General features: G+C 66.8%; 9 protein-coding genes. 5 read left to right on the top strand and 4 right to left on the bottom strand.

Features of this window, described 5'->3' with window-relative positions:
- Window positions 1–412 precede the first annotated feature (412 nt).
- From secA2 to C1Y63_RS02840, 5 genes are all read left to right on the top strand, one after another.
- Window positions 413–2,731 (top strand): accessory Sec system translocase SecA2, encoded by a 2,319-nt coding sequence (gene secA2, locus C1Y63_RS02820; protein ID WP_106014953.1) that lies wholly within the window; start codon window positions 413–415, stop codon window positions 2,729–2,731.
- A 478-nt stretch (window positions 2,732–3,209) separates the two neighbouring features.
- Window positions 3,210–3,635: an oxoglutarate dehydrogenase inhibitor Odhl gene (gene odhI / locus C1Y63_RS02825; RefSeq protein WP_106014954.1), complete on the top strand. Its 426-nt coding sequence runs from the start codon at window positions 3,210–3,212 to the stop codon at window positions 3,633–3,635.
- A gap of 110 nt (window positions 3,636–3,745) precedes the next feature.
- Window positions 3,746–4,471 (top strand): MerR family transcriptional regulator, encoded by a 726-nt coding sequence (locus tag C1Y63_RS02830; protein WP_233195545.1) that lies wholly within the window; start codon window positions 3,746–3,748, stop codon window positions 4,469–4,471.
- A complete protein-coding gene (locus tag C1Y63_RS02835) occupies window positions 4,468–5,124 on the top strand; it encodes a bifunctional nuclease domain-containing protein (RefSeq protein ID WP_106014955.1) in 657 nt (218 codons plus the stop codon). The genes C1Y63_RS02830 and C1Y63_RS02835 overlap by 4 nt, the downstream gene beginning before the upstream one ends.
- A 555-nt stretch (window positions 5,125–5,679) precedes the next feature.
- A complete protein-coding gene (locus C1Y63_RS02840) occupies window positions 5,680–6,231 on the top strand; it encodes a MerR family transcriptional regulator (protein WP_106014956.1) in 552 nt (183 codons plus the stop codon).
- Between the two features lie 418 nt (window positions 6,232–6,649).
- On the opposite strand, the gene C1Y63_RS02845 is transcribed toward C1Y63_RS02840, so the two are convergent.
- The 4 genes from C1Y63_RS02845 to C1Y63_RS02860 form a co-directional block, all read right to left on the bottom strand.
- The gene (locus C1Y63_RS02845; protein ID WP_106014957.1) at window positions 6,650–7,591 is read right to left on the bottom strand and encodes a hypothetical protein; all 942 of its coding nucleotides are present in this window, start codon (window positions 7,589–7,591) and stop codon (window positions 6,650–6,652) included.
- 577 nt (window positions 7,592–8,168) lie between these two features.
- Window positions 8,169–9,110, bottom strand: a complete 942-nt coding sequence (locus C1Y63_RS02850; protein WP_233195546.1) for a 3-methyladenine DNA glycosylase — start codon at window positions 9,108–9,110, stop codon at window positions 8,169–8,171.
- 104 nt (window positions 9,111–9,214) lie between these two features.
- Window positions 9,215–10,282 carry a hemolysin family protein gene (locus C1Y63_RS02855; protein ID WP_106014958.1) on the bottom strand — a complete coding sequence of 356 codons (1,068 nt, stop codon included), beginning with the start codon at window positions 10,280–10,282 and terminating at the stop codon, window positions 9,215–9,217.
- A 3-nt stretch (window positions 10,283–10,285) separates the two neighbouring features.
- Entirely contained in the window at window positions 10,286–11,716 is a 1,431-nt protein-coding gene (locus C1Y63_RS02860) for a hemolysin family protein (RefSeq protein ID WP_106014959.1), read from the bottom strand.
- Window positions 11,717–11,831: the final 115 nt, after the last annotated feature.

An 11,831-nucleotide genomic window follows, 5' to 3' on the forward strand; every position in this document is an offset into this window, starting at 1 on the left:
CGTGCACAGGCCGCACCCCGGTTGCCCACGTTGCAGCACACCCACCCCTGGCGACTACGCCACCTGCCTCGGTGGAGTGTGGAAGGTGGAACAGGGGTGTGGGCGCTGTGATTTTCGCAACCGTCAGCGGCGTGGGGCCCCTGCGGCCGATCTCCCGGTCGCCCGGCCGCTGCGTGGCCGCACCCCGCGCCCGGTGTTGTGGTCTCCTCGCGCGGGTGGTTTCCGCGCGCGGCAGCCATGCGGGTGCCCACGCTGGGGGCAGGGCAAACACTCATGCCTCGGCTGGCGTGGGTACCGTAGTGGACACGGCGTGCTCGGCGCGCGCCCCTCCGCACGGCGAGCACGCCGCCCCTGTTGGCTGGTGCTCTCGCGGGTGCGGTGGACCGTTTTTCGTCCCCGAGGGAAGGCAACAATGGCAGGCTTGAACTGGCTCTGGAAAGCACTGGGCGACTCGAGTGGTCGCAATCAAAAGCGCAGCCAGGGCATCGTGGCATCCGCCACGGCACTGGCGGGCGAGTTGAGTGCCGCCAGCGATGAGGACCTCGTGGCCGCCGCCCACGCGGCCACCTCCCAGGGGCAGTTGAGCGACCCGGCGCGGTTCCTCGCCGTGCTGGGGGAGGCCTCCCGCCGCACCCTGGGGCTCAGCCCCTTCCCCGTGCAACAGCAGGCCACCCTGCGGCTGCTTGAGGGGGATGTCGTCCACATGGCCACCGGTGAGGGCAAGACCCTGGTGGGGGCGATGGCCGCCACCGGCTTTGCGCTCATGGGCAAGACGGTGCACGCCATCACCGTCAACGACTACCTGGCGCAGCGCGATGCCGAGTGGATGCGCCCCCTGGTGGAGTTCTTTGGCCTGAGTGTGGGCGCGATTGGGGAGAAGCTCACCAGTGACGAGCGTCGCGAGATCTACGCCCGCGATATCGTCTACGGCCCGGTGGCAGAGATCGGCTTCGATGTGTTGCGTGATCAGCTCATCACCGACCGCAGTGAGGCCGTGCAACACGGGGCGGATGTCGCCATCGTCGACGAGGCCGATAGCGTGCTCGTCGACGAAGCCCTCGTGCCGTTGGTGCTCGCCGGCAATCAGGCGAGCCAGGCGCCGACGGGCAAGGTCACCGCCGTGGTGCGGATGCTCAGCGAGGGGGAGCACTACGCCGCCGATGCTGATCGCCGCAACGTGTTCCTCACCGACAAGGGGGCGCGCCGCGTGGAGGAGCTGCTCGGCATCGACAGCCTCTACGAGGAGGACATGGCGGATGTGCTCGTGCAGGTCAACCTGGCGCTGCACGCCAAGGAGCTGGTGCAGCGCGACGTGCATTACATCGTGCGCGAGGGCAAAGTGCAGCTCATTGACGCCTCCCGTGGTCGGGTGGCGGACCTGCAGCGCTGGCCGGACGGATTGCAGGCCGCCGTGGAAGCCAAGGAAGGGCTCGCCGTCAGCGACTCGGGCCGCATCCTCGACACGATCACTCTGCAGGCGCTCATGGGGCGCTACCCCATGGTGTGCGGCATGACCGGCACCGCGGTGGAGGCCACCGACCAGCTGCGGCAGTTCTACAACCTGCGCGTCAGCGTCATCGACCGCAATCACGAGCTGCAGCGCTTCGACGAGCAGGACCGGGTGTACGCCACCCTGGAGGACAAGAACCGGGCCATCGTGGAGGAAATCGCCCTGCTGCACAGCCAGGGCCGCCCGGTGCTCGTCGGCACCCACGACGTCGCCGAGTCGGAGGAGCTCGCGGCTGCGCTCGCGGACCGCGGCATCGAGGTCAATGTCCTCAACGCGAAAAACGACGCGGAGGAAGCCACCATCATCGCCGAAGCCGGCGACTTGGGACGGGTGACCGTGTCGACGCAGATGGCGGGCCGCGGCACCGACATCAAACTCGGCGGCGCCGACGAGGCCGACTATGACGCGGTGGTGGCGCGCGGCGGGCTCGCCGTCATCGGCACCGGCCGCCACCGCACCGCCCGCCTCGACAATCAGCTGCGCGGCCGGGCCGGCCGTCAGGGCGACCCGGGCCTCACCCTGTTCTTCGTCTCCTTGGAGGATGACGTCGTCACCGTCGGCGGCGCTGGCGAGCAGGTCACCGCCCACCCGGAGGCCGACGGGCGGATCGATTCCAAGCGCATCTACGACTTCATCAACCACTGCCAGCGTGTCACCGAAGGCCAATTGCTGGAGATCCACGCGCAGACGTGGAAGTACAACAAGCTGATCTCCGACCAACGGGTCATCATCGATGAGCGCCGCGCCCGCCTGCTGGATACGGAGGCCGCCTGGGAGGAGTTGTCCGCCCGCGCCCCGCAGCGCGCCGCAGAGCTGCAGGCCACCGTCGACCACGACACCCTGGTGCGTGCCGCCCGCGTCATCATGCTCTACCACCTCGATGAGGGCTGGAGTGAGCACCTGGCGATGCTGGACGATGTGCGCGAATCCATCCACCTGCGCGCCATCGCCCGGGAAACGCCCATCGACGAGTTCCACCGCATCGCGGTCACCGAGTTCAAGCAGCTCGCGCAGCGGGCTGTGGACGAGGCGGTGGAGACCTTCACCACCGTCACCATCGACGCCGAGGGTGCCCACCTCGACGACCATGGCCTGCACCGCCCGAGCTCCACGTGGACCTACATGGTCAACGACAACCCGCTCGCCAGCAACGGGCAGAAGGCGCTGAAGAAGATTGCGGCGATGTTTGGCCGCGGCGGCCGAGACGAGGACGAGGAGTAGGCACACGCAGCCTCCGCGGGCGAGATCGTGGCTGTGCCTTTCGCCCCGTGCGGCCCTGTGTAGCCCGGTGCAGCCCGGGCCGTGGCGGTGGCGCAGGCAGCCTGCGCTTCCCCCACACACTCGGCGCATGACCACCGTCCCGCAGCACCCCCAGCGCCACCCCCAGGAACGAGAAAACAAGGCTGAGGCCTAGACAGCTGTGGGGTCCGGCGGTGTGTTCGGGGGAGGCGCTAAGATAACCAGTAATACGCAACGGCCCATCCCGCCCCCCGGCAGGCACATGCCTGCCACCCGCCCCGTCATCCCGTGCGGTGGGCGGCGCGGCCGCTGCTGTGACAACGCGACGTGCCACCGAGTACGTCCCGCACCCCATGCCCCGGATTTACGGTGATCCCGCCGGGTGTTGGCCGCTGTACCGCGGCCGCAGTGTGGGCAGGTGAGGGATTCTCGGTGGCACCCAATGTGAAAAGGAAGCGTCATGAGCGAAAACCTGACCCCTGCGCCGCAGATGGAGACCACCAGTGTCCTGCGTGCGGACCTGCTGAAGGAAATGGAGTCGGGCAGCCAAGCGCCGGCAGCCACCGGTGCAGAAAACCTGCCGGCGGGTGCCGCACTTCTCGTCGTGAAGCGTGGCCCCAACGCGGGTTCCCGCTTCCTGCTGGATCGCGCCACCACCACGGTGGGCCGCCACCCGGAGAGCGACATTTTCCTCGACGACGTCACGGTGTCCCGCCGCCACGCGGAATTCCGCGTCAACGACGGTGAGTTTGAGGTGGTTGACGTGGGAAGCTTGAACGGCACCTACGTCAACCGTGAACCGAAGGACTCCGAGACCCTGTCCACCGGCGACGAGGTCCAGATCGGCAAGTTCCGTCTGGTGTTCCTCGCCGGCCCGAAGCACTAAGCTTCACCCCCGCGCTCTACCCGCCCGTGCGCACGCTACGCACCGGCGGGCGCGGTGCGGGGACCCTGTTGTTTTTCCTCCCCCTGAGATCTGAAGGGACGACCACCGAAGTGTCTGCAGCTCGAGCACACGGCGTCGCCGCCGAACCGTTGAAGCGCGCCGGCGCGACGATCTCCATCGGCAACGCCGTGGAGCAAATGTCGCGCGAGTTCCCTGATCTCAGCGTCTCCAAAATCCGCTTCCTCGAAAGCGAAGGCCTGCTGTCGTTGAAGCGCACCCCCTCGGGCTACCGCCGCTTCAGCCAGGAGGACCTGACGCGCCTGCGTCGGGTGCTGCTGCTGCAAAAGGAGCAGCACCTTCCGCTCAAGGTGATCCGCGAGCGGCTTGCCGCCGAGGATGCCGCCGGCGTCACCCAGCTCGGTGGGGTCGTGCCGCTCGTCGGCGCGGAGCAGATGCGCCCCGCCGCGCCTGCGCTGCTCACTGACAAGGATGTTGCGGATACCGCCGGTGTCGATGTGGAGTTCGTGCGGGAGATGACCAAGCTGGGTGTGATCCGCGCGGATAGCAGCGGGTTTTTCACCCAGGATGATGCGCGCACCGTGGCCACGGCCTGCCAGCTGCACGAGCTCGGCGTGGACCTGCGCATGCTGAAGACTCTGCGGCTGGCCGCTCAGCGTCAGGCTGACGTCATCTCCCAGGTCGCTCAGCCGGTGGCGCATTCCCGCGATGACTCGGCGAAGGAGCGTGCGCTGGAGTTCGCCACCGAGCTCTCCGCGCTGGTGATCTCCCTGCACGCCGGGATTGTCAAGCAGGAACTGCGAGGCCAGTTCGGGTGAGTGAGCTCAACGATTCGGCCTCCGGCCAGGGTTCTGCGAACGCCCCGGAGGAAGTGGCTTACGCCGGCGTGCACAACGTGGGGCCGGAAGGCTTCGCCTGCGTGATGCTGGTGAGTACTCGCCGCCAGGTGTTGTTTCCCCTGTGGGTGTCCCTCGAGGCCGCAGCGCAGGTGCTCACCCACGAGTCCGGCGGTGGTCACCGGCGTCCCGACATGGTGGATGTGCTCAAGGACTTCGCCGATCAAAGCGGCGTGGATCCGCTGAACGTGCAGATCACCGACTACAACAAGGGCGTGGCCTACTCCTACATAGCGATGGCCCCGGACTATCTCATCGATGCGCGGCCGAGTGATGCTATTGCTTTTGCGCGTGCGGTGGGGTGCCCTATCCTCATCACGCCCTCGCTGTTGCAGCAGTACGGCATCCCGCTGGACTTCTTCGCCGGCAGTGTGCCCTTCGATTTCTCCGCCTGGGTGAATCCGGAGGAGCTCACGCGCGCGGTGGCGGACCACGATTCGGCGGTCGGCGATGAGGCCGCGGATGCTTCCTTCGCTGACCTGATGAAGAATCTTGGCTTCGATGAGAATGAGCTCATCGCTGGCATGGAGGACGGGTTTGAGGAGTTGCCGGACAATCCCGAGTCCGACGCTTAACCGCCCGCACTAGCCCTCGGCCTGAGAGTGTCGCCCCGCGCGGTGGATGTCCGCGCGGATGTCTCTCGGTGTGCTGAGGCCTGTCGCCGCTTCACGTGGTGGGTGCTGTGGCTGTGATTCTTGGCGCACAGGATATCGGGGTGCTGGGGGAGTTCCTAGTGGTGTTTTCTCTCCGGATGTCCATATGTAGTGGTGTGGCTGCGGCCGCGTGACGCGGTGGAGATGGGGTGAACCCGTCCGGGGGTGTTGCTGGTGTGGCGGAATGTGACAACTGTGACGTGGGACTTTAAGCTTCAAGTTGAGGTTGAAGGTTTTGGGCGTGTCGCGCAGCGCACGTTCACACGGCTCGTTACTCTGACCTCCGTCACGCACACCGCCGGGAAGTGCGCCACTGTGCACTTTCTTCCGTCACCACCTGGTGTTCCTGGGGCGCGCTCCACTACGCTGGGTGTCGTGCGCGCCAGCGCCCCCACGCACGTTTCGTGCCTGAACTGGATGCTGGCGGTGGTGACGAGACCGTGTCCACCACACACACCACATGTAAGGGAGAAACATATGAGCCACGACCACCCGGTGCAGGAGTCTCTGTTCGATATCAGTGAACTGACCAGTGGCCCCGACGAGGAGGTTGGCTACCGCGTGCCGATTGCCTGCCAGGTCGCCGGCATCACCTACCGCCAGCTCGACTACTGGGCCCGCACCAAGCTGGTCGTGCCCTCCGTGCGCGGTGCCCGTGGCTCCGGCTCCCAGCGCCTGTACTCCTTCAAAGACATCCTCGTGCTGAAGATCGTCAAGGGCCTGCTCGATACCGGCATCTCCCTGCAGAACATCCGCCAGGCGGTCGACAAGCTGCGTGACCGCGGCGTGCACGACCTGGCCACGATCACCCTCGTGTCTGATGGCAAGACGGTGTACGAGTGCCGCTCCAACGAGGAGGTTATCGACCTTCTCGGCGGCGGTCAGGGCGTGTTCGGCATCGCCGTGCCGGGCATCATGCGTGAACTCACTGGCACGATCTCCGCCTTCCCCTCGGAGCGTATCGATCAGCCGGCAGCCCCCATGGACGATGAGTTGGCTGCGCGCCGCGCCGCCCGCAAGATCTCCTAACATTTCAGCCCCACCCCACACGGTGGGGTGCGGCCAGGGCTGGGCGCACAGTGCCCCAGCCACTGCCTCGCGCTTCAGCGTTCCTTCGTTTTCTTTGCCGCATCGCCACGGTTTCTCCCACCGTGGCGATGCGGCATTTGTGCATGCTGCACACGGGTCCATGCGCGACTAGGTGAGCATCCCGGGATGCCTGCTGTGCGGGGTCGAGGCGTGCGGCAGAGTGGGGACGATCCGCGCACCGCCCACGTTGATGGCCGTGGGGTGTTCGCTGGTGCAAAGCAGGTGGGTCTGCGGGTGGCAGGAGTGACCGCCGTGGCCACGACTGTGGTGCCGGGTTTGGGGGAGCGGCTTGCGCGTGTGGGTCCTGGCCCAAGGGGATCCGGGGTAGCGGCCTCTCCCAGGGGCGGTGGTGGGGTCTTTAGTCTCGGGGTGCGAGGACCACGGCTGCGAGAGTTGCCGCGGAGTCAGGCGTCGGCGCGCTCGTCGGGGCGGCGGTGGTGTTGTTGGATGCCTGGCTCTCGGCGGAAGCGGCGGCAGGGTAGATGCTTTCCGCCGTGGCGAGGACTGCGGCGGTGGCGTCGTTGGGCTCCTGGGCAATATTGGCCCGCAGGAAGTCCTCGAGTGTCGCGGCGGCGCGGGATTCCTTCTCCGACACCGATCCCGCCGGGGTGAGCCGCACCGCGCGGAAGGGGACTTGGATGTCCTCGAAGATTTCGGCGGTGGCCTTCGCATCCACGACAGTCTCGCCCATGGCGAGCGGGGCATCGCTCAGCCCTGCGGCCGGACGACGGCGGTCCTTGAGGAGTGCTTCCGCGGCCGCGCGGTCCCCGTCGGCCAATACTGCGGCGGCCAACGCCTGAATCATGGCCGGTTCACCGGAGTTGATGTAGGCGTCCTCGCGGGCGGCCGTCCAGGTGGGGAAGTTCTGCGGCCGGTAGGCGGCGAGCACCACAGACTCCCAGAACGCCACCGGCCAGCGGTTCTCGCTGGTGGCGGTTGCACGCTGCGCGGAGGTAATAGTCGACTCCAGGGCGTCCGTGGGCGCGGAGGAAATGACGATGGCAGCCTCTGCGAGGGATTCCACGCGGACCGCCGTCACGCAATAGTCCCCGGAGCGGGGAGCAGAAGACGAATAGGCCCGCAGGATTTGATCGACAACGTTCTGGCGGGCATCCGAGTACACCGGCAGGTTGAGATTGCCTTCCGAGCATGCCGCCGTGGCGGCGTGTTCCGCGCGGGCGGAATTGCGCAGGGACATCCAGCCGATGACGCTCGCGACGAGGGCGGTGACCACCACAAGCGTCACGATGGGCCACAGTGCGACGCGGAATTGGGCGCGGCCATTGGAGTGGCGTGACATAGCGTCCTCAACGTCCTTCCTGTGCCGAACTCGGCAGGTCACTGTCGATGAATCGCGCCCACCGTCGTCGGGCAGCGGGCGTGCCGCGTGTTCGGCAAAAGAGCGCAGATGCCTGTTTCGCATCAGCGTCACAATAAGATATCACCAATGGTGGCGGTGAATCCTTACATGCCCACACCAGGAGCAACCACGCCGCGCGCAACCGCGGGCACAAAGGCGTAAAAAACGGTGTCCGCAGGCGCGACCGCAGGTAGGCGAAGACCTGCACAGAACTGGGCCGATTGCGGATCGCGTGGTGCTCGCCGGGATCGCCGGCGGGCGGGGCGCAGATTCAATTTTTTCTTCAGCCCAAGTTTATTGCAGCACCCGTGCTACTGCACCCTTTGTTGCCTATAGTGTCATTGCGCTGATAAGACAACAAGGCCCACCAAAGCATTTTCGTCCGGCCATGAATCCGCAGGTGGAATCATTTCACCCCATCACCGCAGGAACGGCCGCGAAAAATGGGGCAAGAATACGTGCCCAAAAGGGGGCCGAAGGAAAATATTTTTCCTCGCACCCGGACGCGCCCGGAACCTCAGCGTCCGGCGCGGCTGCGTGCCTCGGCAACGACGGCACTCAACCGGGCGCGCAGGCGACTGCCCTCGGCGGCGAGCGCCCGCTGGCGGCGCACGTACTCCGCCTTGCCCTCGGGGGTCTCGATCGGCACGACGCCGAAGCCCAATCCACGGCAATCGTAGGGGGAGGCCTCCATGTCGAGTCTCCGGGCATCGCGCGCCAGGGCGAACGCATCCAACAGCACCTCGCCCGGCACCAGCGGCCCCAGCTTCAACGCCCACTTGAGCAGATCCATCGTGGCGTGCAGGCACCCCGACTGCTCACAGGAGATCTGGTCGTCCCGCGTCAGCTGCCGGGCATTGTGGGGGCGGGCGGCAGGAGTAAAGAAACGAAACGCATCAAAGTGCGTGCAGCGCACCTGGTGGGAATCCACGACCGCATTGGTGCCCACGGCGCCCAAGCGCAGCGGCAGGCTGTGCCGGGGAGTATCGGTGCGGTACACCATCGCCCACTCGTGCAGCCCAAAGCAGTCAAAGTGCGCCGGATTCGACTCGGTTGCCGCGAAGAGATCCGCGATGAACTCGAAGGATGCGCCCCGGCGTGCCCACAGGCCCGCCACGTCGACGGCCGTCACCGGTTCCCCCGGGCGGCCGCCCTCACAGGCAGCGGTGGTGACGTGGTAGTCCCGCCACGCGGCGCGCAGGTCCTCCCCGGCGATGGCGGTGCCCACACCCGGGTGCCAGCGCGCCAGCTGGGCGGGCTTGAGCGAGTAGTAGTCGAAGAGGAAGTCCCACACGGGGTGGGAATCCCCGTGGGAACGCCGGGCGAGATGCTCGCGGGTCCAGCCCTCGACGCGGGCGGCGTGGGCGGCCGCGGCAGCGGCGGCCTCCTGCGCGCTGAGCACCCGCCACGGCCGCTGCGGGGCAGAGCCAACCGGCAGCGCGGAGATGGAGGAATTCACAAGCACACACCTTTCGGGGCGGGGGAGTCACGGACGAGCGACGAGAACGCGGCGGCCACCCAGGCAGCGCCCGGTGGGTACCGCGATGAGAAACCTATCGAGTATTAGTGGGCGGTGTCGTCCTCGTGCGTCCAGTCGCGCACAGTACCGACGAACTCCTCGATGAGGTCTTCCAGGGTGACGATGCCCAGCAGCGTCCCGTTGTCACGCACCTGGGCGATGTGCACGCTGCGGCGGCGCATGCTGCGCATCGCCTCGTCGAGGGAGTCCTGCCCATCGATGGTGGTCAGGGTACGGATCTCCGCGCGGGAAATAATCGTCGTGTGGGGGTCATTCGGGGTGACCAGTCGGTCCAAAATGTCCTTGATGTGGACGTAGCCGATGAACGACCCGGAGGCGCCGACGACGGGGAAGCGGGAGTAGCCGGTTTCTTCCACGGCGCGCTCCACCTGCGCAAGCGTCGGCCCGGAGGTGTTGAAGGAGAGACTGCGCACCTTCGCCAGGGGCACGACCACTTCCCGCACCTGCCGGTTTTCGGAGCGCAGGGCCTTTTTCAGCCGGGCGTGCTCCTCGGCGTCGAGGAGCCCTTCCGAGCGGGATTCGGTAATCATGGTGGCCAGCTGTTTCGGGTTGACCGTGGAATCCATCTCGTCGCGCTGCTCAATGCCGAACATCCGCAGCGTTACCCCCGCCAGCCAGTTCATCGCAACGATGATGGGGCGGGTGAAGCGCACGAAGATGACGTGCGCCGGCACCAGCATCATCGCCACCGACTCCGGCCCGGCGAGCGCAATATTCTTCGGCACCATTTCACCAGCAATGATGTGCAGGAACGTCACGATCGCGAGCGCCAGCGCAAACGCCACCGGGTGCAGCAGCTGCTCCGGGAGCCCGAGCGCATGCGCCGGTCCCTCAATGAGGTGCGCGATCGCCGGCTCGCCCACCTTACCCAGCAGCAGGGAGGCGATGGTGATGCCGAATTGGGCGCCGGCGAGCATCATCGACAGGTGCTCCGTGGCGTCCATGACCGTCCGCGCCCGCGTCTTGCCCTGGGCAATGAGCGCCTCCAGGCGGTCCCGGCGGGAAGAAATGAGCGCAAATTCTGCGCCCACGAAGAACGCATTGACCAACAACAGCACGATGGTCAGCGCAATGGCAGTGATACCACCCATGGTCTAGAACCCCACCTTTCCTTCGGCGCTGCGGGCGGCGGCAGACTCCGCCTCCGCGAGTGCCCGCTGGGCCACCTCGTCGCTGATGGGGGTGAGCACCGCGCGCTCAATGCGGCGGCCATCCATTTCCGTCACGTGCGCCTGCCAGCGGCCGTGATACCCGGACGCGAAATTGTCGAGCACCTCATGGTCGGAGGTCGGCAGGATCACCGTGTCACCCACCGCCGGAATCCGGCCCAGGGTCGCCATGATGACCCCGCCGAGGGTCTCGAAGGGGCCCTCCGGTGGGGTGTAGCCCACCTCCTCGGCGAGCTCGTCGACGCGCATGAGGCCGACGACCTCAAAGGAGGCGCCCATGCGGCGCACTTCTCGCTCCTGGTCGGCGTCGTCGTACTCGTCGTAGACCGCGCCCAGAATCTCTTCGACAACGTCCTCGATGGTGACGATGCCGGCGGTGCCGCCGTACTCGTCGGCGACGAGCACCACCTGGCTGCCCGCGGACCGCACCCGCTCGAGCACCGCATCACCATCCAGGGAGGCCGGCACCGTCGGCACCGGGCGCGCCAAGCGCTGCACCGCCACGTGGGGGCGTTTCGGCGCGGGAATCGCGAACGCATCCTTGACGTGCACCACCCCCACCGTGGCATCGAGGTCACCCTCCACCACGGGGAAACGGGAATGGCCGGTCGACAGTGCCAGCGTCAACAGATCGGACACCGTGTCGTCGACCTCGAGGTACTCGATCGTGGAGCGCGGCGTCATGAAATCCTCCGCCGTGGCCTCACCGAACTTCAGCGAGCGGTCCAGCATCTCCGCCTGGGAGGCCTCAATCCCGCCCTGCTTGGCGGAGTTACGCACCAGGGCCACGAGCTCCTGTGCGGAGCGCGCGGACGCCAGCTCTTCCGCCGGCTCCATGCCGAGCTTGCGGACCACCGCATTCGCGCACGCGTTGAGGGCCTTAATAAACCAGGTGAACACCCGGTTGAAGGCGCGCACCGGCAGCACCGTGAGCCGGGCGACGCGCAACGGGTCGGTGATCGCGAAATTCTTCGGCACCAACTCGCCGTACACCATCGACAGCAAGGTGGCCACGACCATCGCCAAAGCCAATGCGACCGTGCGGGCCACATCGGCCGGCAGGTGCGCCCACTCGAGCAGCGGGCGGAAGTACTGCGAGAGCACCGGTTCCGCGAGGAAACCGGTCGCCAGCGTCGTCATCGTGATGCCCAGCTGCGCGCCGGACAGCTCAAAGGAGAGGTTGTTGTGGGCCTGCTGGATGGCGTGGGCGCGGGCATCGCCGCGGCTGCGGGCGTGCTCGTCGATGGTGGCGCGCTCCATGCCGGTGAGCGCGAATTCGATCGCCACAAACACGCCCGTCGCCGCTGTGAGCGCAACGAACCCGAGGAGCGCAAAGACGCCTATGAGGATGTCCATAAGGGGATGAAAGAAGAACTCGCTAGAAAAAGTGAAAGAAAAACAAACCGTCCACGACGCCGCACGCCGGTGCCGGGCCAGGGGGACACAGCCGGGATACCAGCTGTCACGCCCG

This window comes from Corynebacterium sp. 13CS0277, assembly GCF_002994655.1.
Taxonomy (GTDB): Bacteria; Actinomycetota; Actinomycetes; order Mycobacteriales; family Mycobacteriaceae; genus Corynebacterium.

Excerpts from the sequence above, each read along its gene's own strand:
- C1Y63_RS02845 (WP_106014957.1), bottom strand. The coding sequence starts at position 7,591 with ATGTCACGCCACTCCAATGGCCGCGCCCAATTCCGCGTCGCACTGTGG.
- secA2 (WP_106014953.1), top strand. The coding sequence starts at position 413 with ATGGCAGGCTTGAACTGGCTCTGGAAAGCACTGGGCGACTCGAGTGGT.
- C1Y63_RS02840 (WP_106014956.1), top strand. The coding sequence starts at position 5,680 with ATGAGCCACGACCACCCGGTGCAGGAGTCTCTGTTCGATATCAGTGAA.
- C1Y63_RS02855 (WP_106014958.1), bottom strand. The coding sequence starts at position 10,282 with ATGGGTGGTATCACTGCCATTGCGCTGACCATCGTGCTGTTGTTGGTC.
- odhI (WP_106014954.1), top strand. The coding sequence starts at position 3,210 with ATGAGCGAAAACCTGACCCCTGCGCCGCAGATGGAGACCACCAGTGTC.
- C1Y63_RS02860 (WP_106014959.1), bottom strand. The coding sequence starts at position 11,716 with ATGGACATCCTCATAGGCGTCTTTGCGCTCCTCGGGTTCGTTGCGCTC.